At 68.8% G+C, this 23,560-nt stretch carries 29 protein-coding genes; 2 read left to right on the top strand and 27 right to left on the bottom strand.

Annotated features, from left to right (window positions below):
* Positions 1–169: 169 nt before the first annotated feature.
* Both Pla133_RS13710 and Pla133_RS13705 read left to right on the top strand, forming a co-directional pair.
* Positions 170–649, top strand: a complete 480-nt coding sequence (locus Pla133_RS13710) for a hypothetical protein (protein ID WP_145066136.1) — start codon at positions 170–172, stop codon at positions 647–649.
* Positions 650–1,002: 353 nt separating this feature from the next.
* Positions 1,003–1,311 carry a hypothetical protein gene (locus Pla133_RS13705; protein WP_145066134.1) on the top strand — a complete coding sequence of 103 codons (309 nt, stop codon included), beginning with the start codon at positions 1,003–1,005 and terminating at the stop codon, positions 1,309–1,311.
* A gap of 3 nt (positions 1,312–1,314) precedes the next feature.
* Here Pla133_RS13705 and Pla133_RS13700 read toward each other — a convergent pair whose 3' ends face one another.
* The 27 genes from Pla133_RS13700 to Pla133_RS13570 form a co-directional block, all read right to left on the bottom strand.
* Complete coding sequence (locus Pla133_RS13700) at positions 1,315–1,572, bottom strand: hypothetical protein (protein ID WP_145066132.1); 258 nt, start codon at positions 1,570–1,572, stop codon at positions 1,315–1,317.
* Positions 1,573–1,580: 8 nt separating this feature from the next.
* A complete protein-coding gene (locus tag Pla133_RS13695) occupies positions 1,581–1,865 on the bottom strand; it encodes a hypothetical protein (RefSeq protein WP_145066130.1) in 285 nt (94 codons plus the stop codon).
* A 3-nt stretch (positions 1,866–1,868) separates the two neighbouring features.
* Complete coding sequence (locus Pla133_RS13690; protein WP_145066127.1) at positions 1,869–2,438, bottom strand: hypothetical protein; 570 nt, start codon at positions 2,436–2,438, stop codon at positions 1,869–1,871.
* A 185-nt stretch (positions 2,439–2,623) separates the two neighbouring features.
* A complete protein-coding gene (locus Pla133_RS13685) occupies positions 2,624–3,025 on the bottom strand; it encodes a hypothetical protein (RefSeq protein WP_145066125.1) in 402 nt (133 codons plus the stop codon).
* Positions 3,022–3,261 (bottom strand): hypothetical protein, encoded by a 240-nt coding sequence (locus Pla133_RS13680; protein WP_145066123.1) that lies wholly within the window; start codon positions 3,259–3,261, stop codon positions 3,022–3,024. The genes Pla133_RS13685 and Pla133_RS13680 overlap by 4 nt, the downstream gene beginning before the upstream one ends.
* A 51-nt stretch (positions 3,262–3,312) precedes the next feature.
* Positions 3,313–3,807 carry a hypothetical protein gene (locus Pla133_RS13675; protein WP_145066121.1) on the bottom strand — a complete coding sequence of 165 codons (495 nt, stop codon included), beginning with the start codon at positions 3,805–3,807 and terminating at the stop codon, positions 3,313–3,315.
* On the bottom strand, positions 3,785–4,288 hold the full coding sequence (locus tag Pla133_RS13670; RefSeq protein WP_145066119.1) for a hypothetical protein: 504 nt from the start codon (positions 4,286–4,288) through the stop codon (positions 3,785–3,787). The genes Pla133_RS13675 and Pla133_RS13670 overlap by 23 nt, the downstream gene beginning before the upstream one ends.
* Positions 4,285–5,217, bottom strand: a complete 933-nt coding sequence (locus Pla133_RS13665) for a GTA baseplate fiber-binding domain-containing protein (RefSeq protein WP_145066117.1) — start codon at positions 5,215–5,217, stop codon at positions 4,285–4,287. The genes Pla133_RS13670 and Pla133_RS13665 overlap by 4 nt, the downstream gene beginning before the upstream one ends.
* Positions 5,214–6,878: a phage tail protein gene (locus Pla133_RS13660; protein WP_145066115.1), complete on the bottom strand. Its 1,665-nt coding sequence runs from the start codon at positions 6,876–6,878 to the stop codon at positions 5,214–5,216. Before Pla133_RS13660 ends, Pla133_RS13665 begins: the two co-directional genes overlap by 4 nt.
* On the bottom strand, positions 6,878–7,288 hold the full coding sequence (locus Pla133_RS13655; protein ID WP_419191508.1) for an NlpC/P60 family protein: 411 nt from the start codon (positions 7,286–7,288) through the stop codon (positions 6,878–6,880). Before Pla133_RS13655 ends, Pla133_RS13660 begins: the two co-directional genes overlap by 1 nt.
* Positions 7,285–8,163: a DUF2163 domain-containing protein gene (locus Pla133_RS13650; protein WP_145066111.1), complete on the bottom strand. Its 879-nt coding sequence runs from the start codon at positions 8,161–8,163 to the stop codon at positions 7,285–7,287. Before Pla133_RS13650 ends, Pla133_RS13655 begins: the two co-directional genes overlap by 4 nt.
* Entirely contained in the window at positions 8,163–8,816 is a 654-nt protein-coding gene (locus Pla133_RS13645) for a hypothetical protein (protein ID WP_145066109.1), read from the bottom strand. The genes Pla133_RS13650 and Pla133_RS13645 overlap by 1 nt, the downstream gene beginning before the upstream one ends.
* Positions 8,810–10,144 (bottom strand): Kelch repeat-containing protein, encoded by a 1,335-nt coding sequence (locus tag Pla133_RS13640; RefSeq protein WP_145066107.1) that lies wholly within the window; start codon positions 10,142–10,144, stop codon positions 8,810–8,812. Before Pla133_RS13640 ends, Pla133_RS13645 begins: the two co-directional genes overlap by 7 nt.
* Positions 10,141–11,103, bottom strand: a complete 963-nt coding sequence (locus tag Pla133_RS13635) for a DUF2460 domain-containing protein (RefSeq protein WP_145066104.1) — start codon at positions 11,101–11,103, stop codon at positions 10,141–10,143. Before Pla133_RS13635 ends, Pla133_RS13640 begins: the two co-directional genes overlap by 4 nt.
* Positions 11,104–14,391, bottom strand: coding sequence for a phage tail tape measure protein (locus Pla133_RS13630; protein WP_419192450.1), 3,288 nt, complete (start codon positions 14,389–14,391; stop codon positions 11,104–11,106).
* A gap of 64 nt (positions 14,392–14,455) precedes the next feature.
* A complete protein-coding gene (locus Pla133_RS13625) occupies positions 14,456–14,734 on the bottom strand; it encodes a hypothetical protein (RefSeq protein WP_145066100.1) in 279 nt (92 codons plus the stop codon).
* A gap of 74 nt (positions 14,735–14,808) precedes the next feature.
* Positions 14,809–15,258 carry a hypothetical protein gene (locus tag Pla133_RS13620; protein ID WP_145066098.1) on the bottom strand — a complete coding sequence of 150 codons (450 nt, stop codon included), beginning with the start codon at positions 15,256–15,258 and terminating at the stop codon, positions 14,809–14,811.
* Between the two features lie 3 nt (positions 15,259–15,261).
* Positions 15,262–16,755 carry a phage tail tube protein gene (locus tag Pla133_RS13615; protein ID WP_145066096.1) on the bottom strand — a complete coding sequence of 498 codons (1,494 nt, stop codon included), beginning with the start codon at positions 16,753–16,755 and terminating at the stop codon, positions 15,262–15,264.
* Position 16,756: 1 nt separating this feature from the next.
* A complete protein-coding gene (locus tag Pla133_RS13610; protein WP_145066094.1) occupies positions 16,757–17,632 on the bottom strand; it encodes a hypothetical protein in 876 nt (291 codons plus the stop codon).
* A complete protein-coding gene (locus tag Pla133_RS13605) occupies positions 17,629–18,162 on the bottom strand; it encodes a hypothetical protein (protein WP_145066092.1) in 534 nt (177 codons plus the stop codon). The genes Pla133_RS13610 and Pla133_RS13605 overlap by 4 nt, the downstream gene beginning before the upstream one ends.
* The gene (locus Pla133_RS13600) at positions 18,162–18,530 is read right to left on the bottom strand and encodes a hypothetical protein (protein WP_145066090.1); all 369 of its coding nucleotides are present in this window, start codon (positions 18,528–18,530) and stop codon (positions 18,162–18,164) included. Before Pla133_RS13600 ends, Pla133_RS13605 begins: the two co-directional genes overlap by 1 nt.
* Entirely contained in the window at positions 18,527–19,090 is a 564-nt protein-coding gene (locus Pla133_RS13595) for a DnaT-like ssDNA-binding protein (RefSeq protein WP_145066088.1), read from the bottom strand. The genes Pla133_RS13600 and Pla133_RS13595 overlap by 4 nt, the downstream gene beginning before the upstream one ends.
* Positions 19,090–20,634, bottom strand: coding sequence for a sialate O-acetylesterase (locus tag Pla133_RS13590; protein ID WP_145066086.1), 1,545 nt, complete (start codon positions 20,632–20,634; stop codon positions 19,090–19,092). Before Pla133_RS13590 ends, Pla133_RS13595 begins: the two co-directional genes overlap by 1 nt.
* A gap of 1 nt (position 20,635) precedes the next feature.
* Positions 20,636–21,658: a hypothetical protein gene (locus tag Pla133_RS13585; RefSeq protein ID WP_145066084.1), complete on the bottom strand. Its 1,023-nt coding sequence runs from the start codon at positions 21,656–21,658 to the stop codon at positions 20,636–20,638.
* Between the two features lie 6 nt (positions 21,659–21,664).
* A complete protein-coding gene (locus tag Pla133_RS13580; protein ID WP_145066082.1) occupies positions 21,665–22,057 on the bottom strand; it encodes a hypothetical protein in 393 nt (130 codons plus the stop codon).
* Complete coding sequence (locus Pla133_RS13575) at positions 22,057–22,437, bottom strand: hypothetical protein (RefSeq protein ID WP_145066080.1); 381 nt, start codon at positions 22,435–22,437, stop codon at positions 22,057–22,059. Before Pla133_RS13575 ends, Pla133_RS13580 begins: the two co-directional genes overlap by 1 nt.
* 54 nt (positions 22,438–22,491) lie before the next feature.
* Positions 22,492–23,529 carry a major capsid protein gene (locus Pla133_RS13570; RefSeq protein WP_145066078.1) on the bottom strand — a complete coding sequence of 346 codons (1,038 nt, stop codon included), beginning with the start codon at positions 23,527–23,529 and terminating at the stop codon, positions 22,492–22,494.
* Positions 23,530–23,560: the final 31 nt, after the last annotated feature.

The raw sequence follows: 23,560 nt of genomic DNA, 5'->3' as shown, positions 1-23,560 counted from the left end.
CCGGGAGAGCTGGTCGACGATCTCTCGGGAAGTGGTTCGGTGTGTCATCGGGGGCCGTTCCTGGGCAAGCGTGCTACCATGCCGACATCAGCCCCAGAGCGGCGCGCGGCTGCCGCTGCAACCCGGCTGGTTTGGAGCTGGTGTAGAGCTGAACCTATCGCGAAGACGCATGGCGGAGCAAGAGGCAATTCCGATGGTTGCGCGTGACGGAAGCGCAAGCCAGGACCCGCTAAGCGGTAAGGTCGAGAACCTGAACCGCGAGGGGGGGAAGGCTGGCCGGCGCTCCGCCGTCCGCTACCGGCTCGTCTGCCCAGTCTGCGGCCTCTGCCCGATCACGCCGAACAACCTGCCCGCCCATCTCCGCTCGCGTCAGTGCTCCCGCGTCCACACCAAGGACGAAGCGGCCGAGCTCGCGAAGACCGCGCCCCGCGACCCGCGGCCCTTCCAGGAAGCGGTTGACCTGGCGGACAACCTGATCGGCAACTGGGAGAAGCGGCTCGAGACCGAGACGCGCCCGATCGCGATCCAGGCCATCACGGACACGCTCGAGGGGATGCGCCTCCAGTACCGGCGCCTGCTCGACATCGGGCCGAACAACTACGTTCCGCCCGAGGGTTTCTACGACCGGGAGAGGGAGAACGAGAGGTGAGGAAGACCATTGCCGTCGCGCTTGTTAGTGCAGTCGCCTGCGGCTGCATCGGCCCGGTCTATCGACAGTCCTCGGAATCGCGGGCAATTGAGCGGGAGCAGGAGCGCCTGGACCGCGAATCACAGCGCCGAGAATGGAACTGGAGGATGCAGGCGAAGGAGTCCAATCGGTTCACCGACACCACTTGGGCTGTCGATGAGTTTGACGGATCCCTAAGGGTTGAGTCTCCTCGTCGGCTCGAGTTCTTCTCCCATCTCGACTCAAAGGCTCCGGTCGCGGTCGACCACGGGCATAGCTCTGCATCTGTGAGCCTTTCGGCGAGTCGGCCTTACCTGTCGAGGAGTTCGGAACCAATGCTGCTCCTCTCCGTCACGACGCCCGGCGCGTCGCGAGTCTCCGGGATTGACGCATACGGCCTCGGGCCGCTTCGAATGGTCGGCTCCAGCAAGCGCTACGCCGGAGGAGGCAACTACTACGGTAGCGGCGTGGCTCAGATCAGCCGTGAAGTGGTCGAAGACTGGGCGGAGGCCGACTGTCGCCTGCGCTTGCGCGGCCTCCACGACTTCGACGTGGTCATGCCCGCTTGGCTTACCGAAGCCTTCCTGATCGAGCTAGATCAAGCAGCGGAGGCGCAACTCGCCTGGACCGCGCCTCTTAGGTAGCGCCTAGGCCGCCCCCTCCACCAAATCCACGATTCTGACGACTGCGCACGTTGGAATCGTCATGTCGCCCATGGCCTGCTCGGGCTCGCCGTCGTCGAACGCGACATGGGGCAGGATCACCTTGCAGGTCTCGCCATCGTGCGCGAGCCACCCCACGGAGCGGCAGACCTTCGGCTCGGGCGGTGACTCCGGCTCCTCGATGAAGGACCACCGAGACGCGCAGCCGAACGAGTCAAGCCACTCGATCAGGACGAGGCGCAAGGGTGGAGCTACGCCTCGGGTGGGCAGTCAGCCATCTTCCCCTCGACCTCTTCCTTGAAGCGGCGAAAGAAGTTGATGTAGGTCTCGCCCGGGTTGCGAGTCAGCGGGCAAACCTGGTCGTCACCGTCGCAGCACCACTGGGCGGTTAGCGCAGTGGTGTCGCTTGGCGCCGAGAGCTGGAGGGTGTTGAACGCGGCCGCAATCCACTCTTCGGTGGTCTTCGTTCCCTTGTCGACCTCGAACGTTGCAGACGGCGTTCCGCCCGCGTAGGTCATCCTGATCGGTCCGCACATTGCTTACTCCTGCCCCAGGTCGAAGGTGCGCACTCCAGTCTGGGCGCGCGCCACCTCCGCGATTGCTTCCATTCGGAACCGGAGCACGCGGACCTCTTCCGCGAGGAACTCCACCTGCCGTTGTAGCTCGGGGTCAGGGGAGAGGGAAGCGGCGTGCGGAGTCGGGCTCGGATCCGGCGCCATAAGCATCCCGCCGGCCCAGAGCCCGCCGAACAGCCCACCCCCGATCGCGCCGCCGAGGATCAAGATCCCGGCGTAGAAGCGGCCCGCAGGCTGCCGGCGCTCGCCGCGGATCTCTTCGATCGCGTGCTCGGCAATGCGCACTCCAGACGACACGGCGCCGCGCAGGCTCCAGCGGGGCCCATCGTCAGGGGGGGCGCCGACCACGTCAGAGACCCACTCGAGCCATTCGCGGCTGGCGCTGGCGAGCACCCGTGAGTCGGGGGAATCCGGGAATGGTGCGTGATCGAGGTGCCGGACCAGCCCCTCGAGCGATGTCGCTTCCTGGACGATCAGGACAAGCGGATCCAGTTGGGCAAGAGTGGCGCGGGCGCGAGCCTGCTGCACCGGCATCGAGAGCGGGAGCGGTCGCAACCCACCCGCTTCGCGGGCTTCGGAGGTCTGCATGGCGTAGTTGATGGGAGCCCAAGGCGGCAATCCGGAATGGTCGCCCCCTGAACGGAGCCTTCGAGGCGAAGCGAACACGGAATCACTGGCGAGAACTGAACCCTCCGGGGGTCAATCGCGTTGACACGGCGTCAAGCGGCCAGGTCGGCACCGTCGGCCGCGTAGAGCCCGACCCAGGTCCCCACGAGGTCCCTGGACACCACGCGCTGGCGTGGGTGGAACTCGGCGATCTCCCGCGGGGAATCGTCGGCCAGCACGCCCAGGGACACCAGCGCATCGCCCAGGAGCTTGAACGAGGCTCCAGCGTTGTCCCAGTCCATGAGGTGCTGGCGGAGGGCGACGCGACGCTCGAACTCCACGCGCACGGGCTGGCGAATCCGCGGCAGCGGGTGGCCGCTCAAGCGCACCAGGAGGGCCGCCTTGCCCTTCTCGCGGCGCTTGGCGTGGTGGTGCATCCGCATCAGACCCTTGGGTCCGTTGAGCCCGGGCGGCAGCCAGTCGGGGATCCAGACCTCCCAGAGCGGCGCGCTCATCCGATCTCCTCGACCCTGAGCATCCGCACCCGCAGGGCGTGGATCAGCAGCCGCCCCAGGTGCTCGGTGCAGTCGCGCGGCCAGGTGACCTGCGGGGTGCCCGCGGCGTCGATCTCCACCTTCACCCCTGCCTCGCCGAGCGCCACGTCCATCAGCGCCAGGCCGACCTCTTCGACGAGGTCGGGGTCGTTGTGGGCGAGGTCTCCGTCCATCGAGTCGGGGATGCGTGCGGTCATGGTCTGGCCGAAGCTACCGCGCACCGTGACGGCCGGGGAGCCCCCTTGTGATTATGCCTCTTCCGCATTCTCGGGCTCCTCTGAGGGCCCCTCGATCACGTCGCAGCCGTTGCGCTCGCGGATTTCCGCCTGCGCCTTGAGCAGCGACAAAGCGAACTCGTAAGCCTGCTGCCCGGCGTCCGATTGCTCGTCGATTCGATCGCGGCCGGGGGCGAGGTTGAAGCGGCCTGGGCGGCGCTGCTTCAAGATGAACATCGCCAGCGCGTCGTGGTGCTTCGTGCGCTCACCGCACTGGATCCCCTCGTAGTAGACCGGATCCAGCGTGCCCTCGATCGCCCGCGTCATCGCGGCGTCCTCGAGGTCGTCGAGCATCAGCTCCTGGACCTCGCGGATCGCGGCGTCGAACTCGGAGTCCGTTTCGCGGCTGTTGAAGACCGTGCGCCGCGACACGCCCGCGACAAGAGCCGCCCGCTGCATCGTGCGCTCTCGCTCGTACGCCTCGAGGAAGATCGCCTTCCACGAGTCAGGCAGCGGCTTCCTGGCCATGAAGTTGAATCGCCGCCATCACGGCGCGGGCTGCGGCCTCGGCCGTCGACTGGTTCTGCGGGCAGCACCAGAAACGCGAACTCCCGGAGGGGCTCGGCCAAGGGACCAGGACTGTGCCGAGATCGTGGCGGGCGCGCGGCTTGAACAAGCGCGGCGACTCGCCAACCCACGGGCGGAACGCCTCGCGGACGGCTCGGCCAAGGAGGAGCACCATGGGGCGCTCGCGAAGGGTGGGGGCGAGCTCCAGCGCCGACGCGCGAGCCAAGCCCCACAGTTCTCCAGCCCACAGGGTGCCGGGGCAGTCGGTGCGACGCCCGGGCCACTTGTCGAGCAGGGTGATCGAGTCGAAGGTCTCCGCCATCTGGTCGGCGGTCAGGCCGAACAGGCGCTGAAGCTTCGCGTTGGAGCACGGCCCGGGCTTGCGCCAGCGCCTGTGGCCGGGGGGCGGGCTGTAGCTGACGAGCAGCGGCTTGCCACTCATGCGGGCACCGCCTCGACCTCGGCGGGGCGCCCGCGGCCCCAGGCGCCGAGCTGGCGAACCCTGATCGTCTTCGTGGCCAGGACCGATGCGTCCTCGAACTGCATGGCCATCGAGTAGAGCCAGGACGTGGCGGCTTCCACGGTCTCCACGCGCACCGGCGCGCCGCCCATCGCGACCTCGATCTCGAACCGCTCGAAGGGCTCGTCCAGCGGAACCATCGCGGGGGCGTCGACTACTCGGTTCCTGTGGCGCGACCTGCGGGCCCAGGACACCTGCAAGCCACCGGCGACCTCAGTGGCCTGGAGCGCGCCCGGGGCTCTGGGGAGCGCGCTGGCCCCCGCCAGCGTGACCGTGGCGAAGTCGGGGGCGTCCGCGATCGACCGGCCGGCGCGGACCGCGCGCAGCGTCACCTCGTCGCCCCACTGGTCGGGGTGGTACGGGATCCGCAGTGTGGCCTCGTCGAGGAGCATGAACGGCTCCCCGATCGCGTGCGTGCCGGTCCTCGCCGCGGTGTCGAGCAGGCCCCTGGCGATCCCGGAGAGCCGGTAGGTGCGCTCGCCCTCGAGCGCGGCCGTGGCGAAGGCAATCACCTCGCCCCCGAGCACAGCCAGGTTGGCCCCGCGCTCCACGTCGGATGTGGGACGGGACTCCAGCGTGCCGCGCGCCAGCTCCACCAGGACCTCGCCAGAGTTGTCCCACAGATCCGGGTCTGCGGAGGGCAAGACGGACAGCGCACGGCCCACGCGCCCGACGCCGGTCGTGGCCCCGACTCCGCGGTAGCCCGAGCCCGGCGTGCGGGTCCAGTAGATCCCGACCTGGTTCGTGAACCGCTCGGTGACCGCCGCCGCCACACGAATCGCCGGGCCGAGCGGGTCAGGGACCTCGACGGCGACGGCGTAGACGCTGGGGAAGGGGTCGAGTTCGGTCACGATGAGGGCGGGTCGGGGTCCGCGGGCAACACGAACTCCCAGATCGGGTTGTCGGTCTCGATCCCGTCGATCTCGACCAGGCCGGAGACATCGCGAAGGCGACCGTTCACCTGCACGTCCACGTCGACGGCGCCGCGGGTGATGCCGATGGTATCCCCGGCGGCGAGCCACCAGAAGTTCGGCGGGAGCGCACCGGATACCGGTTGGGCCTGGTCGTTGGCGTGCAGCATCCGGAAGGCGATCGTGCGCGCCTCTTCGCGGGTGAGCGCGATATTGGAGAGGTCGACCTGGACGGCTTCGGTGCGGTCCGTGCCGTCCTGGACCAGCTCGCGGACCGACTTCACTTCGTTGTCGGAGTCGACGTCCTGGTAGGAAAGGTCAATCTCGACAGGGCGCCGGAGTTCGCCCAGCGGCGTCCATGAGAAACCCTCCTTGCGCTGGGCCCCGATCCTGGTCACCACGTCATCGTCGGACAGCAGGGCCTCGCGAGAGGTGGGCCGGTCAATGACCTCGATCTTGCCGCCACGCTCGCGGATTACACCCGATCCGGTAAGCAGCAGCTGGGACAGCAGGGCCCGGGTGGTCTGTGGGCCCCTAGCCATGATCCCACGAGCGAAGAACGCTCCAGTGCCGAAGTCGATCAGCATGTCGCCCCTGTGTAGACCGCCTCGCTCCATCGATGTGCGAAAGAGCGCCTCGGTGGACGACGGGGAGTTGCCGAAAACCCCGGTGAACTGAGGGACGCGGTTGCCGAAGCGGGTCAGGTTGAACCCTTGGAGGACCACATGCAGGCGACCGGAGAATGCCGAGAGATTGCCGGCGCCGACTTGGGACTCAACGTGTGGGTCGATCTCCAAGAGGCCCGCCCCACCTGAATAGACGCGCACGTCAGTTGCGACCGACGAGTCGAAGAACGGCAGCGACTGGCTCACCGAGACGAGCAGGCCAGGCCCCTGGCTAACGTTCGGTCCGAACTCACCCGCCTGACCCCAGAACTCGATGGAGGTGGAAAGGTCGCCGTTTGTCCTAGAACTCTGCACCACCTTGCTGACGTTCAGCTCGGCAGTTAGGAATCCAGACACGGAGGCTATAACTCCTTCGGTGAAGCCCGAGAGATCGGTCCCGCCGTTGGGCGCTGTGAGCGTCAGCGATACCGAGATGAGCGGGCTTGGGCTCCCGTTGGAAGTGAGCGTCGCCGTGATGTCGCTTCCCTGCTGGAAGCTGCCCCCGCCGAGCTGAACGATCGGCTCGCCATCTGCGGCGAGCAACTGGAGTGTGGCGTCGGTGTCGTGGGCGTCGCCGATCAGGGATACGATCAGTGTCGTCTGGTATCTGTAATTGGTGGCATCCGGGCCGGCCTTGCCCCCAACGCTCGAAGCCTCGACGATCTCGCCCACCGGGCCTTTGTAGATCACGGTTCCTTCCACGCGGCCGAGCCCCAGGCCCCAAGCCACAGGCGAACCCTCTTGGCTCCGCATTAGCCCAAACCCGTCGATCTTCTGACCCTTGATGTCGTCCGCCGGGAACAGCCAGGGGAAGACGAAAGCCGAGTCAATGATCCCGCCGACGGCCACGAAGGCGCCTTGAAGTGCGGCTGCTGCGCCAACGCCGAGGCCGCTGGAAGTGACGGCTCCGAGCGCAGCGAACGCGATCGTCGCCATCAGGCAGCCCTCCAGTAGCTGTCAACCCGCCGCAGCCACTTCGGGTCCAGCACCTGCGTCTGGACCTTGAAGTCGCGCATGACGTGGACGAACCGCCCACCATCGACGAAGAGGCCCAGGTGCCGAGCGCCAGCCAAGGGGCCTCCGACTCGCAGCAGCACAAGGCCCCCGACTTCTGGCCCGTCGACCTCGGTCGCGAGCTGCTCCAGCCACGTCCGCAGCAGCTCCGGCGGGGGATCTGACGGGTAGGCGTCGATCGTCGGCAGCTCGACGCCCTGGGCCGCGTAGGCGGCGAGTGCGATGCCGGCGCAGTCGAGCCCCACGCCTGGCACGCGCCCCTGGTGGTGGAACGGGGTCCCGATGTAGCCCAGCGCGGCCTCGGCCGCTGCGATGCGCGTGGAGTCGTTCAAGAGGTTGCCGGCTTGAGGATCTCGTCGGGACCGGGCATCCGGTCGTTGCCGCCGAAGTTGATCGCGTTCCCGAAGTCGTCGCGGCAGGTGATGAAGTCCCGCGCGCAGCCGACGATCAGGTCCACCACGTCCCCGACCTCGAGCGGAAGCGGCATGAGGCTCGCGAGCTGGACGACCTTAGTCGAGTCGCTCCAGGCCGCGATCTTCCTGGAGATCCCGTGGTTGTTGCCCCGGCGGACGATGAGCTTTCCGAAAGTGAAGCGGTCGGTGGCGAACCCCGACCCGAGCGCGGTGTCGACGGTGCAGACCCTGCGCGCGGCCGAGGCGTCAACGGCCGTGATCGCCCTGGCGTAGAGCGACAGCGGGGCGATGTCCGCCCGACACTTCACGGGGTCTCCCAGCTCCGGGTGGTCGCAGGTGCGCTGGTAGCGGCCCCCGACCTTGCGGTCCAGCTTGCCCGCGAGGCTGGTGGTCTGGGCGGTCCAGTAGGAGCCCGTGCGCTCGACGGTTGCGACGTGGAAGACGTCGGTTGTGAGCGGCCCAAGCCAGACGTGCTCGAAGTCGAACAGGTAGCGCGTGATCCGCGCGTCGTTGTAGCGCCCGGCGTCGAGGTCGTCGTCGGTGATGAGGTCCGAGGAGATCACGCCGCCTAGGTCGAGGGTGCCCGGGGCCATACCCGTCTCCTGCTCGACCGCCGAGTCCTGGGCTGAGGCCGTGGGGATGAACCGCCAGCCGCTCCAGGGGATCACCTTCGAGGCGTTGGTGATCGCGAGGGTCTGCCCGTCCCGCCGGGCCACGATGTAGCAGAGCGCCGGCCGCTGCACGCGGCTCTGGGCGATCTCTTGCATCGGCTGCGGTAGGGAGAGAAGCGGCATCAGTCGATGGGGGGCAGCAGGAAGCCGATCGAGGTGGCCTCCTGGCGGAGGGCGGCGACGGCTTGGGCGCGCTCGACTGCCTGCGTCTTGGGCACGCTCTCCAGGCGGTCGAGGAGGCCCTGGACGTGGGTCCCGAGCGCCTCGGGGTCGCTCAACAGGCCAGCCATGCCCCGGCCCGCATGGCCCAGCCTCCAGGCCCGATCGAGGGCTTGGGCGTCGGGGCGCCCCGTCAGGCGCAGGGTCGAGAGGGCGCGCATGAGCAGCCGCCCCGCCTGCTCGGTATCGTCGAGCTCGGCCATCTCCGCCTCGGTGAGCCCCGCGAACTGCTGAGCCAGCGCGTCGGCAACGCCCGCGAGCGCGAGCATCTCGGCCGCCAAGTCCTCGGCGGCCCGCACCTGCTCGACGGCCGTCTGGGCCAGCACGGTGGCGCGCACGGGGCGCTGGCTCTTGCCGGCGGCCTCCGACTCGAGCTTGGCGTCCTCGGCCTGGACAAGCCGCTGGCGGATCCCGTCGCGGCGCGCCGCAACCTCGCGCGCGAGCTGGCGAAGCACACCCCAAGGCGTCGCGGCCTCGCCCCGGACCAGGCCCGCCTCGAGCTGGGGGATCGTGTGGAAGCGGCGGTGGAACTGCTCGATGAGCGCCAGGTCTACCAAGGGGCGTACTCCGTGACTGCGGGTTGACGGCGGGGGGAGACCATGGGGGTCTCGCTCGCCCGCCATGCCCAGTCCCGGCCGATGGAGAGGACCGAGTCGGTGGTCCCCGTGGGGGTGAATGAGCCGCCGACCACGTAGGCGCGGCCGGCAGCCTCCTGCCAGCTCGTCCCGTGCGAGTGCCGGCCGAAGGGCATCGAGGGCAGTTCCTTCCAGCCGAAGCTGCTGGTGCTCGCCTCGTAGAAGCGCCAGACCTGATCGGACTCGTAGGCGACGCCCGTGGAGTCGAACAGGCCGCCGATCAGGAGCATTCCCGGGCGCTCGTCGAGATCGAGCCAGGTCGTGGCCCGCTCCCATGTGGGCGTCCGCGCGGGCCAACCCGGGGCGTCGGCGCTCCAGGAATCGGCGCTGATCGTGTAGACGAGAGTCGACTGGCCCGAGATCGAGGCCGGGCTGTTGCCGCCGGTGAGGTAGACGCGGGCGGGCGAGGCGCTGCGAGTGTTCGCCGCGCACGAGGTCGACGAGAAGCTGACCGGGGTGCTCGCCTTGGCGGTCCAGGTGACGGGGTTGGTGTCGGGGTTCGACACCTCGTAGACGCCGGACAGGTTGCCGATGCCGGGAGTGACGATCCCGGTGCTGCCGCCGGTCTCTGCGCCGCCGGCCCAGTAGGTCGTCACCGGAAGGCCCAGCTCGGAGTTGCGAACCCCCGCCTCGAAGGTGTCGGCGTAGTTCGTCGCCGCGAGCGTCGCGTCCTGCCCGCCGACAACCCAAGCCTGCCCCGTGCCGTCCGCGCCGAGGCCGCCGAGCGGTGGCTCGAGCGAGAACGCCGCGGCGCCGGCGCGACCGATCGCAAGAGCCGGCTCGGTGATCCAGACCTGTAGCAGCCCGTCGTACCTGGAGCATGTGTCCGAGATCGACCCGGCCGCGTTGTAGCCCCCGACGACGAGCGTCTCCCGGCCGACGGTGGGGCTCGCGTTCGTGAGCGTGGAACCCCCGGGCGTCGCCGACCACGATCCGGCGAGCGTCCCCGGCGTCACCAGGAACAGCGAGCGGGCGCTGAATCTGGAGATCGAAGTGACGAGACCTCCTGCCGCATCCCTGACCTCGACCGTGGCCGTGGTCGTCGACGGGTCGAAGGGGATGCAGGCGATCTCCAGGTAGAAGCCCGGGAACTGCGCGGCCTCGATGTTGCACGCGGGCAGCACTACGGTCGCCGTATCGTCCTGGAGCACGCGCACAACGACGACCCGGTCCAGCCAGCTCAAGGGGATATCGGCACCTGTGTCGGTGATGTCCCTGGCGTTGCCGAACTGTTCGACCGTGACCGTCACAGGAGGGTCCAGGTGTATTGGCCGGTGGTCGAGTTGCGGACCAGGAAGACACGCCGTGCCGAGCTGGCCGAGACCGCCCCGAAGGTCACGGCGCCGCTGGGGTACTGGACCGCCTTGGAGGTGCCCGAGTTATTGACGAGCGCGTAGTACGGGCCACCAGGCCAGAGCCCTTGAGGATCGGGCAGGAGCCAACCGGTCGTGCTGCTGTCGGTGATCTCCCAGACGAGCGGGCCGAGCCTCTCGACCGCGACGTAGCCGCTCGGGTTGTCGCTGGTAGTCGAGCCTCGGTGACCGATCGTCAGCGGCTGCGTAGCGTCCTCGGGAAGCAGCTCTATCAGGTCCAGGTCGACGCCCGTCTCGGAGTTGTAGGCGTCGAACTGGACGCCGAAGCCGCGGTCTGCTTGGGGACCGGCAGAGACCGGGATGTGGAACTCGTAGCCGGCGGTTACCGCGAGGCCGAGGCTGGGCGCCGTGTCGAAGGTGACGATGCCGGTGGTGGCGTCGAGTGAGTAGTCCGAGGGGTCCGTGAGCACGCCGTTGACGCCCGCAGCGAACTCGCTGGGCACCGGCTTGGTGATGATCCGGGAAACTGCCGACGACCCGCTGATGTAGTTCTTGAGGAGCTGGAAGGCGCGCGTTGAGCCGTCCCCGATGCCGATGAGGGTGTCGAGGTATCCGTAGGCGCTTCGACCGTCCTGGTTCGTCGTGTAGTCCCGGGGATCGGTGAAGCGAAAGCCGTTGCGCCCGCCGCGCCTGGCGAGCATGAAGCGCGAGAGGTTCGCGATCTCGGTCTTCTGCCGCCGATCAAGCTGGAGGTTCCAGCGCCGCACAGGGTCTCCCGAGTGCGCGACGTAGAACAGCCGCCCGCCCTTCGACTGGAAGTGGTCGCCGCCGTGGTCGACCGAGTCGCTGGTGCCGTAGCTCGGCGTCAGCGGGAACACGACTTCGTCGAACGCCATCTAGCGGCCCTCCCTGACTGCGCGACGAGCGCGCTTGCCGACCTGTTGGGCGGCGTAGTCGACGGTGGCTCGGTCGGTCTGGCCGCTGAAGTTCTGAGTCACGTTCACCACGAAGGTTGAGGAGCTGCCGGCCTTTGCACCCGAGAAGCTGCCGGGAGTGGCGAACCCTGGACCTGTTGGCAGTCCTGGCGGAATCTCGGGGGCTGGTAGCGACTTCAGCACCAAGCCAGAGTTGGCCGAGCTTCCAGGGAACGAACTGCCGCCGCCGGCGACTCCGCCGGTGCCTGAGTTGGCGGCACTTCCTGGGAACGAGCTGCCGCCCTTGCTGCCGCCGCCACCAATGCCTGACCCGAAGCCCGAGAAGAAGTCCTTGAGGAAACTCCCCAGGAAGTCGTCGAGCGGGTCAAACAGCAGCGCCTCCAGGAAGATCCGGCGCACGCGGTTCGCGAGCACCTCGAGCGCGTCCTCGACGCGGTCCAGGTCTTCGATGAACTGGTCGACGAAGTCGGTGCCGGCGCCGGCGAGGCCCTCGCTGATCTGGTTCACCAGCTCGGCCGCGGCGCGCTCGTCCTGGAGCCGCTGGAGCAGGCTGACGATCGCATCCTCTTGCCCTCGGATCGAGACCGCGACGGCGTCCAGGCCCTCAGCTTCGGCGGCGAGCGCCAGGGAGTTGAGGTCTCGGATGAGGAGTAACTCCTCTTGCTGCTCGCGGGACTTCCCGACGAGCTCGAACTGCTCCTGGAGCGATCGGCTGAACCGGTCGACCTCACCCTCGAAGGCGGCGGCCCTGTTGTCGTTGGGCTGGGCAGCCAGCGCCAGGTCAGCCGATTCCGCCCGCTGCTCGGCAAGCTCGCGCTCGGCTTCGGTCTGGAGCCGCGTCAGCGCGATCGCCTGGAGGATGCTTTGTGGGATCAGGTCGAGGCGGCCGCTCTGGAACGCAGCCGCGGCGCCATCCCTGGCGGCTCGCAGGTCGCTCTGCGCGTCTGCCGCCTCGCCGGCTAGAGCGGTCTCGAACTGGAGCCCAGCGAAGAAGCGCTCCAGCGGCAGGAACTGGCGCGCGCTGCCTGCTGCGAACGAGCCTTCAAGCCCGCTCTTGATGTTCTCCCCGAGAGCGCCTCCGACCTGCTCTCCACCGGCCGCGGCACGCTCTTCGAGGTCCCTGGTGAGCGCCTCGACCCGAGCTGTCGCCTCGGGGCGGATGGCGTCCAGAGTCTCGATGACCGTATCTTTGTCGACGACACCGATCTCGACTCCGTCGAAGCTGGCCTGGACCACCTCGGCGAGCCCCTGCGCCGCCTGTGCCAGCTCCGGTCGCAGCCGTTCAAGGTCGCGCGTGGCGCTGCTGATGAGAGCGCGCCGACCGGCGCCGTCGTCTTCGAGGCTTGCATCGCGAATGCGACGCTTCGCCACCTCAAGTTCGTCAGCGAGTTCCGTGAAGTCCCGAACTGCATTCACGGCGGGCGAGAGGTCGACGCCTGACGCATCGAGCGCGTCGAGTCCGAGCGTCCGGGTGAGCTGATCGGCGAGAGTCAGCGCGCCGTCGATCGACTGGTCGGAGATGCGTCGGCTGGCCCCACTTGCGACCCCCTCTAGTTCGCTTGCCAGGTCTTCCGCAACGCTGCTCGAGAAGTCCCTGAACCTCTGCGCGAAGTCGATCCTTGCGGCGTCCAGGACCTGGTCCAGAACCTCTCCGCTGATCCCCTCGCCCCTGAGGGAGGAGACGGAAAGGCGGTCGGGGGCCGACGCGGCCGCAAGCGAGTCGGCAAATCGGGTCAGCTCGGCCTGGACCTGCTTCGCTTTCTCGAGCTGGCGATCGAGGTCCCCCTCCGTCTCAGCGCGCCCGATTCCAACCTCGAGGTCGGATAACCTTCTGAAGAAGGCTTCGACCTGATCCCCGGTGTTGAGCACCCCTTCCAGCTCTTCGCTCAGCTCCCGCGCCTCGGCGCTGGCGCTCGCGAATAGCCCAGCCAGCGCGCCTGCGCTTGCGCCGAGAGCGACGAAGGGGTTCGAAGCCGCGATTCGTGCGACCGAACTAAGCGCGCGAGGGACGGTACCAAGCGCCTGGATCCCGCCGCCGACCGCAACTCCCGCCAGCGCGCCGCCGAGGCTTCGGACCGCAGTCGCAAGCGCTTCCACGCTGAGCGAAGCGCCCGAGCTGCGGGTGTCAAGCCCCGCCACCTCGTCGACGACCTCCCGGGTCAGCCTCACTGCGTCAGAGAGGGCCCCCGTGGAGTCACCGAACTGGGTAACGGAGGACTCGACGGAGTTCCCGAGGAGCTTCCATTGGTTGGACAGCGCCTCGACGGCCTTGGCTGCTTCCTTGTCCAGGGCTGTGGCGTTCTCGACCTCCGCATTCGCAGTCGCTAGGGAACTGGTGAGGACGTCGTAGCCCTGGGCGAGGGTTGGGATTACCGCCAGCAGCCGGTCCCCGGTAAGTCCAATGGACTCCAGGGCAGCCGTTGCGTCACCCCCCTCTCTCCCCAGGTCGCGTAGGCCGCGGATCAGGTCCCGGAAGACCTCGACCGGATCGCTTCGGAAGTTGACCTGAAGGTCAGCGGCTCCGCGGCCGGTCAGCCTCTCCAGAGCCTCAAGCGCCGGTCCGCCGGAGCGAACGGCCGCATCGATCGCGCGGAACGAGCGGCCAACCGTGGATCCCCCCAGCTCGGCCTGGACACCCAACGCAGCCAGGGCCGCGCCGAGCGCCGAAGCCTGAGCCGAGGAGACCTCATAGGCCGCGGTCGCCTTCGCAACTTCCGACGCGGACCGCGCGATCTGGGACTCGGTCGCCGCCTGGGAGTTGCCCAGGGCGACGATCACCGATCCGAGGCGTCCGACCTCACTGGCGCTCTCGCCGGTGATGTTGAGCAGCCGCGCGAGGGTCTGGGCAGCCTCTTCGCCTGCGAGGTCTGAGGCGCCCCCGAGCTTCGCCAGGGTCTCCGTGAAGGCGAGGATGTCGCTGCGCCCCTTGACCCCAAGCTGGCCGGCAGCCTGAGCAATCTCGAGCAGCTCGGCCGTGGTCGCCGGCACCTCGCGCGACAGGTCGCGGATGTCGTCCCCGAGCGCGGAGAGGGCAGAACCCTCGAGGTCGGCGGTCTTCCCGACCCCGATCAGGCCACGCTCGAAGTCGGCGAGGGTACGAACCGCCTCACGACCGCCGGCGAATGCCGCGAATGCCACTGCCAGGGAGGTGGCAAAGACGGCAGTGCGTGAGGCCGTGGTGCCGAGCCTATCCGTCTGGACCTCGAGCCTGTTGACCTCGAGTCCGGCCTGTTCCGCCTCGTCGGCCATCGAGTCGACGGCGCGGTTGAACTCGTCGGCGCCTCTCTTGGCCTTGGCGGCATCGATCGTTGCCTCAAGAGTCGGCATCGGCGCCCTCGCTTTCCGCTCGGCTTCGGATCGAGTTCCGCCATTGGGCGTCCATCACCTGCACCGTCTCCACGACCTCGCGCACCCGCGCCGGGGATTGGACTCCCAGGACGCGGGCGGCTGCGACGATCTCGGAGATAGGGAAGGGGAGGGGCATCGGTCCGTTCCACGCGCGCGAGTTGCTGCACAGTCGGAAGACCTGGTCGAGGTCTTCGGAGGTCGGGTCCGGGGCGAGCTCGAAGAACTCGTCGCGAACCTCAGTCATCCGCCCGTGCGGCCAGTGGAGCGCCTGGAGGTTCTCGAGCGAGTCACCCCAGCGGCTCCACCAGTCGAGTCGGGCTAGGGCTTTCCCCTCTCAGCCTCCGCGCGCTTCGCCCGGAACAGGCCGGAGTTGAGCGAGACGCGAAGCAGGAACTCGAACAGCTCGCGGAACGCCAGGGTCGAGATCCGCCGCGCAAGGCCGTCCGGCGTGTATGACTCGGCGCCCTCGCCGTCCTCGGCGTCCACGCCATCCCAGTCCGTGACCAGCTCCTCGGCGATCAGGGCGGACCAAAACTCACGCTCGTCGTCGACCAAGCTGTCGACGATCCAGCGCGAGGCCAGGAGGTTGCTCAGGTTCTCTCGTCGCCAGCCCTCGTGCGCCCGGTAGCCCTCGAGCAGCCGATCGCGGAAGCCCACGCGCGAGTCGGCGAGCCGGACCCGGAATCGGATCCCGGTCTTGGCCCAGTCGACCCACGTCCCTTGGTTCACGCGCTCCATGTCGAGCGCGAAGTCGGAGAGGCGCACCATGGCTCAGATCCAGGTGACGTAGGTGAGGACCGCAGCCGAAGCCGGCTTGCCGGCACGCCACGGGATCCGCTCGACCACGTCCGAGTTCTTGCCGGTCGTCGGCGACTGCGCCGAGTCGAACTTCACGCGCGGAGCGAGCATCGCGGCGGCAAGGCCGTTGTCGTCCTCGATGATGAAGCCGAGCGATGTGTCGAGGTGGCCCTCGGCGATCAGGCCGTTGGCGGTGCCGGTCTTGTAGGAGTTGATCTCCCCGGTCACCGAGAACTCGCCCTCAGTAACCGCGATCGGGCCGACCTGGCCGAGAGCGTCGTTCTCCCGGAGGTTGTTCGCGATCCTGACCGAGAACGTCCGAAGGATGAACTCCGCTCCCGCCTGAATGACCGCGGTGCAGTTACGCGAGCCGGAGGTGACGTTGTTCGACGCCGCCTCCATCAGCCCAGTGGCCGCCGTCGCGGCCTTGGTCTCGACCACCTTGCCCTTGAACCCGAAGCCGACCGTCACCTGGCCGTCGGGGCTCATCGACAGGTCCATCGTGTCCGGGATCTGGCCGGTGCCGCGCTTGAACGTGTTGGTGAGATCGGTGTTCTGCTTCTCGATCGTCCACGAGCTGCCCGTGGTCCCGTTCGAGACCTCGGCGCCGAAGTCGATCACGTAGCTCGCCGTGGAGTCGGCGGCGAAGTTGCTGCCATCGAACCGCCGGACCTGCACCGTGTCGTCGTCGGTGACCACGGTGATGCGGGCGAGCACGTCGTTCGCCGTGGTGCCGGTGTTCCGGCTCAGCTTGACCAAGTCGCCGACCGCGGCATTGGCGAAGGCGGCGTTTGCGCCCGAGTCGTTGAAGACCGCGAGCGTCGCGTCGCCGCCGTCGGGGGTCACCGTGATCGTGCTGAGGACCAGCGTCCCGACCTTGACGACCTGGACCTCCTCGCCAGCCGCCTGGACGGTGGGCGTGAACGTGGTGTAGATCCGGGAGACCACCATCGGGTCGGGGTCCGTGGCGGGCACAGTGGAGACCACCACGTAGGTCCCGTCGAGCGACGGATCCTCCGAGCCGCGCACCTGGATCACGTCGTTCGAGGCCAGCCCGACGGTCGAACTCCAGTAGTCAGCCGAACCGGCTGGGCCGACCAGGCGCTGATTGCCCGAGTTGGTATCGAAGGAGATCAGCGCGCTGGTGACGTTCTCGCCGAAGTTCGCCTGGGCGAACCCCGAGGAGTAGAACGAACCTTGAATGAAGTCGTCGAAGGTGTGAACTGAGAACTCGCCGTTGATTGCGCCCCCGCCGCCCTGCTTCGTGACCACCGACTCGCCGGGAGCGCGGTCGTCGCTGATCTCGTTCGACTCCCCCGTCTCTTTGAGCGGCTCGATCGACTCATCGGCGAAGCGCGCCTTGCGATACTTGCCGACGGCTGCGGTGCCGTAGGTTGACTCCTGGCGGTAGGCGACCCGCACGCGGTTCGCGCTGGCAACCTTTTGGGGGAAGGTGGTAGTGACCATGTCAGAGGGCCTCTGCTGTTCGGGCGGTGTAGGGGGCGATCACGTCGAGCCTCCAGTGCTCGCCGTCCACCCCGACGGTCTCGAAGTAGGGGGCGCCGAAGGTGACGGCCCCTGCACGTAGCCCGCGCACCAGGTCGATCACTGAGTCGACGGCGGCGAGTGCTTGGTCAGCCCCGGTGAAGAGGGGCCAGTAGCTGGAGAGTTGGACCAGGCCCAGTTCCTCGAACTCCAGGGAGTCCCCGTCGCCGGCGACCGCTTCGCGCTGCCCGGGGAGCGGGAAGAGCACGAGGTAGGGCGTGGACGGGTTGAGCGACGACTGGGGGTCGGTGTTCGGCACCTCGACGGTCAGCCCGAGGTCCGCGCCGACCACCCCGATGAAGGTGTCGCGGAGCGCGGTTCCGATGTCGGGGAAGGTTCCGCCGAGGTCGAGACGGCGTGCCACGGGGCGGACCGCCTGGTAGGTGACGGTCCAGGGCTGCGTGGCGTCCATGCGCCAGAAGGGGCCGTCGAGGAACCCCGGCTGGATGGATGCGGCGCCAGCCTCTGCGCCCTGCGGCCACGAGGCGGGCCCGAGAGCGTCGGTCACGGTCTCCAGGAGCGTGCGTGCCGCGTCCTCGCCCTCGTCGACCGGGACCCTGGCCGAGAACGTCGCGCGCCCGGCCATGCGCCACAGCGCCCGTGCACCGAGCCCGAGGGGTTCACCTGCGCCACCGGATCCGAGCTGGAACTCGAGCAGGGAGGCGCCCTCGGCGACCGCGGTGGGCACGAACGAGGCATCGAGCGGCGGGGTGTTGTCGAAGGCGACGGCGGTCACCGAGGGCGTCGCCGCGCGGACGCTCGCTCGAAGCTCCGCGCCGATGTCGGCCAGGAGCGTCACGAGTCGAACCCCGCGGCCTTGGCCTTGGCTTCGACCTCGGAGGTCACGGAGAGGGGCGCGATCGACTTGGACAGCCGCCGGACGTTGATCCGCAGCATCCCGCGAGGGGCCTGAATCGAGCCGCGCATCACCCCGTCGTCGCCGCGCCGCCTGCCAGCCTCGATGACCGGTGCGTAGGCCACCGGGGTCGAGACCACCAGTCGCGGAACGACTCGGCGCAGGCTGGCTGCGACCGCGGTCGCTCGCTGCACGGCCGAGGCCCCGGTGGGATCTTTCGGGTGCACGCGGTCGGAGGCCCTCCCGATGTCGAGGTTCCAGCTGCCCCGCAGGGTGCCGCCGGCCACCTGGTTCTTGCGGGGCTTGCCGCTCCGCGGGTCGACCTGGCGCGCCCGGACGGGAGTGCTGAGCACGGCCCCACGGGTCAACTCGAGCCCGAGCTTGGCCACGAACAGCGGAGCGATCTCCTCCGACATCGCCCTGGCGGCGCGCCGGATCTTCTGGTTGAAAGCCTTGACCCCCCGGAGAGCCATCAGCCCTTCCCCTTGATGAAGACCCGGAAGGCGGAGATCCGCTCGCCGGAGCGCAGGGGGTCGACCCGGACCACAGTGCCGGTGACGCCGCTGCCGCTGATGGTGTCCCCGGGCTCGCAGGTTGCCTCGGCATCCAGCCCGGGGGTGTAGAAGACGAGGTCCGCCTCGAGCAGGGCCGTGCTGTCCCGGAACGCCTCGCCGATGCCCTGGAAGGGCCCGACCTTGAGCGTGTAGGTCTGCGTGGACCCGGTGTTTGTGCCGCCGGCGTTGGTGTATGCGTGGAACTTCTTCGTGAGCTGGGCGGTCGTCCCGAGCCTCTCGATCAGCTCCAGCGTCTTCGGCTGCAACTTGTCGTCGAGCTCGGTCACCCGCGCACCGCCACGTTTCCAGGGACCAGGATCGGTCGCAGGATGTCGCGCACCCGGCGCATTGCAGCGCCCGCCGCGCCCAGCTCGGAGATGGTCGAGCCTGAGTCGAGCTTCCCGCTCCCCGCGTACTTGGTGCGCGTCGACAGCTCGCCGACCTTGTCCTCTTCCTCGGCGATCAGCACCGCCCCCGATGAGTTGGCAGTGGGGGTGATCGAGACAGTGGGGTTCGAGGCCACGACTGCGGCGACGACCGCGAGGGCCCGCTGGACCTGCGAGGGGATCTCCGCCTCGGGTACCGCCCAACCGTTCTCGATCGCTCCGACGCGGGGGAACAGAAGCGCCTGCTCTCTGGTGCGCCGCGCCCCGCTGTAGCGCTGCCCGAAGGTCTCGTCGAGCCAGGCGGTCGATCGACGCAGAACGTCCTCTTGGTCCGCCTCGGCGAGCGCATCCCAGTCAGTCGAATCGGCGACCAGCGACGCGATCAGAGCATCAGCGTCAACGACGCTGAGGTAGCTCTCCGCGGTCGCGAGGCCGGTTCCGTCTTCGACGATGAGCGCCATCAGATCGAGGGGTAGGGCAGGTCCGCGCCGGCCGTCTCCAGCATGTGCCGACGGATCTGGCTGGGGGACAGGGCGTCCTCCCAGAAGGTGACCTCGTCCATGAACCCGATGTATGTCGAACTCGTGTCGAGCACCTTGGCGCCAATGCGCACCTGGCGGTCAGCGGTCGCCGCCTGGGCGCGCCCGCCCTGATAGACCCCATTCAGGAACAGGCGGTGGTGGCCGCCGCCTCCGCCGGATAGCGGGACCGAGACGACCGCGACATGCTGCCAGCGGTCAGCGCGCAGAGGCGTCACGCCGTCGGTGCCGGCGTTGCCGGCCGTCCGGGCGCTGAGGTAGCGGTTGGTGCTCGTCGCGTCGTAGAGCAGGCGGAACTCGTGCCCCGGGTTGAACGTGGCCGTGTTCTGGACGCCGACGATGATGACGTTCTGGGTGGTCGTGAACGTGGGAGCGATCCACGCGGCGATCGTGTACCCCTCGCTGGGCAGCGTGAAGTTGTTGACGTCGATGGCCGCCACGCCGTTGAGGAAGATGCAGTTGCCCCGATCGTCGCCGTTGGCCCCGACTGCGCCGGAGCCGGTCACGTTGGTCAGGGTCGCGGGGGTCCCGTTGTTCCGGTTGTCCTCGACCTGGATGTCCGCGAAGGCCGTGGTGGCCGCGTTGGCGTAGATGCGGATCGAGGGGGTCGGAACCGGCATCAGGGCCGCCGGGTGCGCCACCTGCCGACCCTGCGCCTGGAACAGCGCGGCGCCCATGCGGGATCCGATGATCCGCAGCTCAGCCGGCGCGTAGTGCGTCGAGTCCGGGGTGTCGGTGAGGTCTGTGCACTCGACGCAGGCGTAGTGGTCGCGCGTGGCGGCCAGTCGCCGCAGCCGGTCGTTGATCCGGTTGCGCCCCGCAGCCTGCTCGATCACCGTCGCCATCACGAAGGGCTTGGAGTCGTGCCCGCCCAGAACGTCGTTGTTGAGGTAGGTCGCGCCCCGGACGGCGTCGATGAAACCCTCCATGTTGCCGAGGAAAGCCTTGATCGCCGCATCGCCGGCGGCCGCATCCGCCTCCCCCAGGATCCCGGCGAAGCCAAACAGGTAGGCTCCCTCCAGCGCGAGGAAGGCGTTGATCTTGGTGACCGCGGCGTTGAACTCGTCGCCGCTTCCCGGGGTCCAGTCGCCGGCCGCGAAGCCGGTGCCGCCGACCGCGCACGGGATCAGGACCACGTCCGTCTGGCCCCCGAGCATCTGCGCGACGGTCTTGCCCAGCGCCAGGCCCGGGCCGATCGCCAGGGCGGCCGGGATCTCGTGCACCGGGTGCTTGGCGGGAACCACGTTGCCGGCGGCAGACAGGTAGAACACCCGCTCGTCCAGAGCGTCGGGCTCGCCGGGCCTGCCCATCACGGGGCCGGAGTTGCCGCCGTCGCCCATGTTGCTCTGGCCCCACAGGGTCACGCCAACCCGCCGTGGGGTGGCGCCATGGCGGGCGAGGGCGTGCGCGAAGGCCCGCGGGAACTGGCCGATGCTCGGCAGGTCGAGGAGGTTGGATCCAGCCATGTTAGGCGGCGTCGACGTAGAGCTCGACGATGTCGGTGTTCACGCTGGGCTCAGCGGGGTTGACGTTGTTCGAGCCGACCGCGGCGATGTTGGCCGTGACGGGCGCGGTCATGCCGACCATGAAGCTCGACCCGGTGACCAGGCCGCTGCCGATCACGATGTTCTGGTCACTGATGCCGTCGAGCAGGGCGGCGCCGTAGACAGACTGGGAGAGCCCGTCGAGTTCCGCGGCGTCCGCGCCACCGGTTGACGAGCCCACCGTGAAGCCATCGACGACCTCGTAGGTGTCGAGCGGGTTCGAGAGCTGGGTCCAGGAGACCGACTTGGACAGCGACGGCCAGACCAGGCGGAAGTGGAAGAGGCCGTCGAGGGGGCTGCGGTAGCTCTCCAGATCGAACAGCCGCGAGAAGAGAGTCTCGGTGCTCGGGCTGCCGCTGGCCTGGTTCGCGTTCTTCGCGTGCTCGCCGTCGTCGAACAGCGCGGGGATCACCTGGCGGAAGATGAGCCCGGTCTTCGCCGGGGTGAAGCGCCGAAAGCGGGCCTCGAACAGCACTGCGCCGCCGGCGTTGGAGACGCACCGCAACTCGAGGAGCGTGGTGGTGCCGCCCGAGCCGTCGTAGCTGCCCTCAGTGGGGACCACGTTGGCTGGCAGGGTGACCTCGAAGTCCCCGTCCAACTCCAGGAAGACCACCGCGCCCTGGCGGGGGCTGGCGGCGATCGTGAACGTGGTGTCCGACGCGAGGGTCTTGAAGTAGCTCCGGCGCGTGGCCGTGAAGTCGATCTCGGTGCCAGCCAGCTCCGACCGGGGAGCCTCGGCCTCGAGTGCAGCCACGTCGGCCTGCAGGGTCGTGATGTCCCCCTCGGCCGCCGTCAGGTCCGCCGCGGCCGCCGCGCCCAGGTTGGAGCGGGCGCCGGCCGCGTCCACCGCGCCGGTCCCGCCGTCGACCACGCCGATCGTGTCGGTGGAGTCGAACTCGGCGGGGCCCACCTCGTCGACGCTGTAGAGCGGTTTGCGGTCAGCCATGGACGATCACGCGACGGACAGGGGCCAGGAGTGGGAGCCACCGCCAGCTAGGGCGATGGTGATCGTGAGGTTCGGCGCGGTCCCCGCGGCCGGCCAGGAGCCCAGGCCGCCCTCGGCGAGCTGCACGGCGATGTCCCCGGTGCCGCGCTCGGAGCTCCAAGTGGTCGAGCCGCCGCCGGCCTTGGAGACGCCGAGGCTGTAGAGCGCTGAGGGGTCGGGGATCTCGAAGGCGGACGCGGGGAACGTCGGACCCTTGCCGTCGAGTAGGGCGATCGGCAACGACAGGCGCCCGCGGTCAGGGATGACCGTTGCGGGGCGATTGCGGCCGACCACGCGCGCCCAACCCGGGATCCCCCGGGCGGGCACGCGCGCGCCGGCCTTGCGGAACACCGAAGCCATCAGTCGGTGGTCTCGCCCTCGACCGCTTCGGTGTCGACCTCGGCGGAATCGATCGGCGGAGCCGCGAGCAACTCCTCGAGATCAGCTCGCGCCGCGTCTCGCTCAGCCTCCGTGGCGGCCAGCAGCTCGCGCAGGTGCTCGACCTCGGCGGAATCGATCGCGCGGAGCACTTCCTCAGCCGGAGACCCGTGCGCCATCTGGAGCAGCTTGTTTCGCGCTGCCGAGCTGCCCAGGGTGGCCTCGCGCCGCAGCAGCGCGCGATCGCCAGCCGCGTCCATGACGGCGCGGATCTGGTCCTTGGTCGGCTTGTGGGCCGGCTCCGCGACCTCGGCCGCTTCCGGCTCGGCTTCGACCTCTTCGGTGATCTGATCTTCGGTCATGTTGCTCTCCGTTGGAGGCGGGCCCGAGCGACGCGCGCACGGGCCCGGCCTCGATCAGCCGTTGGTCTGGATGAAGATCATCGAGGCCAGCTTGGTCTCGACGACGCGCGTCCAGGACGTGGAGGTCTGGAGGATGGTGTTGTTGGGCGTCGACTGGTTCGCCGCGTTCGCCGGGCTGTCCCAGCGGTAGCCGCCCGGGTGGAACATGAACTGCCGGCGGCTGACGATCGTCGAGATGCCGGCGCCGTTGCCCTGGAGCGCCTCGCGCTCGATCTCGAGCGGCATGGTCATCGGCGCCTCGCCGTAGCCGATCGCGCCGGAGCGGAACATGACCGAGGTGTAGAGCGTGCGGGCGTTGTCCGCCGCGGTCGGCATCGCGTCGGTGAAGATCACTCGCTTGCCGAGGAAGGTCGGAAGCTCGATGTTCTGCTCGCCGAAGGGGCGGAACGTGATGAGGTTCTGCTTCGTCAGCGAGTGGTAGACGATCGAGTGCATCGCGATCGTGTCGAACGCGTCGGACGCATCGCCGACGGTCGCCGCGAAGGCGTTGGGGATCGTGTTCTCGCTGAAGAGGTCGGTGGCGGACGGGGCGGTGCCCAAGGCATCGCCGGCGGTGCCTTCCTGCCAGATGACCTCGGTCGCCGACGTCTCGGGGTTCCGCGAGGCCGCCTCGGCCGCGAGGATGCCCTTGGCGACCGCGATCAGGACCTTGTCCTGGTCGAGACCCCAGTAGCGGCCACCCTGGCGCGAGATCACGCCGAGCGGGTCGTCACCGGCCAGGATCGACACGATGTCGGCGGCCTGCCACGCGGCGTTCCGCTCCAGGCGCACGCCGATCTGCTTCCCGGCGGTCACCTTCTGCGCGGTGATCGCAGTGGTGGTGTCGCCGCCGGGGGTAGAGTCCCCCTGAGGGATCGCGTTCCAGAAGGGAACGTCGAAGGTCGCGCCGCCGCCGCGGATGAGGTTGTTGAGCAGGGCGTCGGTCGCGACGATGCCCGAGCCGAGGAAGCGGCTGTTGAGGGCCGATTCGAGCTGGAGGTAGTCGGTGAAGATGTCGGGGACGATGACGTCGCCGACTTGAGTGAGAGCCATTGGAGTCTAGGTGTGCTCGACCTCGACCACC

It is taken from the genome of Engelhardtia mirabilis, assembly GCF_007748095.1.
Classification (GTDB): Bacteria; Planctomycetota; UBA1135; order UBA1135.
The sequence above is the reverse complement of the archived record's forward strand: the minus strand, read 5'-3'. Positions and strand labels throughout refer to the sequence as shown.

Excerpts from the sequence above, each read along its gene's own strand:
- Pla133_RS13605 (WP_145066092.1), bottom strand. The coding sequence starts at position 18,162 with ATGGCTCTCCGGGGGGTCAAGGCTTTCAACCAGAAGATCCGGCGCGCC.
- Pla133_RS13660 (WP_145066115.1), bottom strand. The coding sequence starts at position 6,878 with ATGGCGACGATCGCGTTCGCTGCGCTCGGAGCCGTCACTTCCAGCGGC.
- Pla133_RS13620 (WP_145066098.1), bottom strand. The coding sequence starts at position 15,258 with ATGGTGCGCCTCTCCGACTTCGCGCTCGACATGGAGCGCGTGAACCAA.
- Pla133_RS13710 (WP_145066136.1), top strand. The coding sequence starts at position 170 with ATGGCGGAGCAAGAGGCAATTCCGATGGTTGCGCGTGACGGAAGCGCA.
- Pla133_RS13675 (WP_145066121.1), bottom strand. The coding sequence starts at position 3,807 with ATGGCCAGGAAGCCGCTGCCTGACTCGTGGAAGGCGATCTTCCTCGAG.
- Pla133_RS13575 (WP_145066080.1), bottom strand. The coding sequence starts at position 22,437 with ATGACCGAAGATCAGATCACCGAAGAGGTCGAAGCCGAGCCGGAAGCG.
- Pla133_RS13685 (WP_145066125.1), bottom strand. The coding sequence starts at position 3,025 with ATGAGCGCGCCGCTCTGGGAGGTCTGGATCCCCGACTGGCTGCCGCCC.
- Pla133_RS13580 (WP_145066082.1), bottom strand. The coding sequence starts at position 22,057 with ATGGCTTCGGTGTTCCGCAAGGCCGGCGCGCGCGTGCCCGCCCGGGGG.
- Pla133_RS13670 (WP_145066119.1), bottom strand. The coding sequence starts at position 4,288 with ATGAGTGGCAAGCCGCTGCTCGTCAGCTACAGCCCGCCCCCCGGCCAC.
- Pla133_RS13595 (WP_145066088.1), bottom strand. The coding sequence starts at position 19,090 with ATGGCGCTCATCGTCGAAGACGGAACCGGCCTCGCGACCGCGGAGAGC.
- Pla133_RS13695 (WP_145066130.1), bottom strand. The coding sequence starts at position 1,865 with ATGTGCGGACCGATCAGGATGACCTACGCGGGCGGAACGCCGTCTGCA.
- Pla133_RS13635 (WP_145066104.1), bottom strand. The coding sequence starts at position 11,103 with ATGGCGTTCGACGAAGTCGTGTTCCCGCTGACGCCGAGCTACGGCACC.
- Pla133_RS13705 (WP_145066134.1), top strand. The coding sequence starts at position 1,003 with ATGCTGCTCCTCTCCGTCACGACGCCCGGCGCGTCGCGAGTCTCCGGG.
- Pla133_RS13630 (WP_419192450.1), bottom strand. The coding sequence starts at position 14,391 with ATGGCCGACGAGGCGGAACAGGCCGGACTCGAGGTCAACAGGCTCGAG.
- Pla133_RS13680 (WP_145066123.1), bottom strand. The coding sequence starts at position 3,261 with ATGACCGCACGCATCCCCGACTCGATGGACGGAGACCTCGCCCACAAC.
- Pla133_RS13585 (WP_145066084.1), bottom strand. The coding sequence starts at position 21,658 with ATGGCTGACCGCAAACCGCTCTACAGCGTCGACGAGGTGGGCCCCGCC.
- Pla133_RS13690 (WP_145066127.1), bottom strand. The coding sequence starts at position 2,438 with ATGCCGGTGCAGCAGGCTCGCGCCCGCGCCACTCTTGCCCAACTGGAT.
- Pla133_RS13570 (WP_145066078.1), bottom strand. The coding sequence starts at position 23,529 with ATGGCTCTCACTCAAGTCGGCGACGTCATCGTCCCCGACATCTTCACC.
- Pla133_RS13625 (WP_145066100.1), bottom strand. The coding sequence starts at position 14,734 with ATGACTGAGGTTCGCGACGAGTTCTTCGAGCTCGCCCCGGACCCGACC.
- Pla133_RS13615 (WP_145066096.1), bottom strand. The coding sequence starts at position 16,755 with ATGGTCACTACCACCTTCCCCCAAAAGGTTGCCAGCGCGAACCGCGTG.
- Pla133_RS13650 (WP_145066111.1), bottom strand. The coding sequence starts at position 8,163 with ATGCCGCTTCTCTCCCTACCGCAGCCGATGCAAGAGATCGCCCAGAGC.
- Pla133_RS13590 (WP_145066086.1), bottom strand. The coding sequence starts at position 20,634 with ATGGCTGGATCCAACCTCCTCGACCTGCCGAGCATCGGCCAGTTCCCG.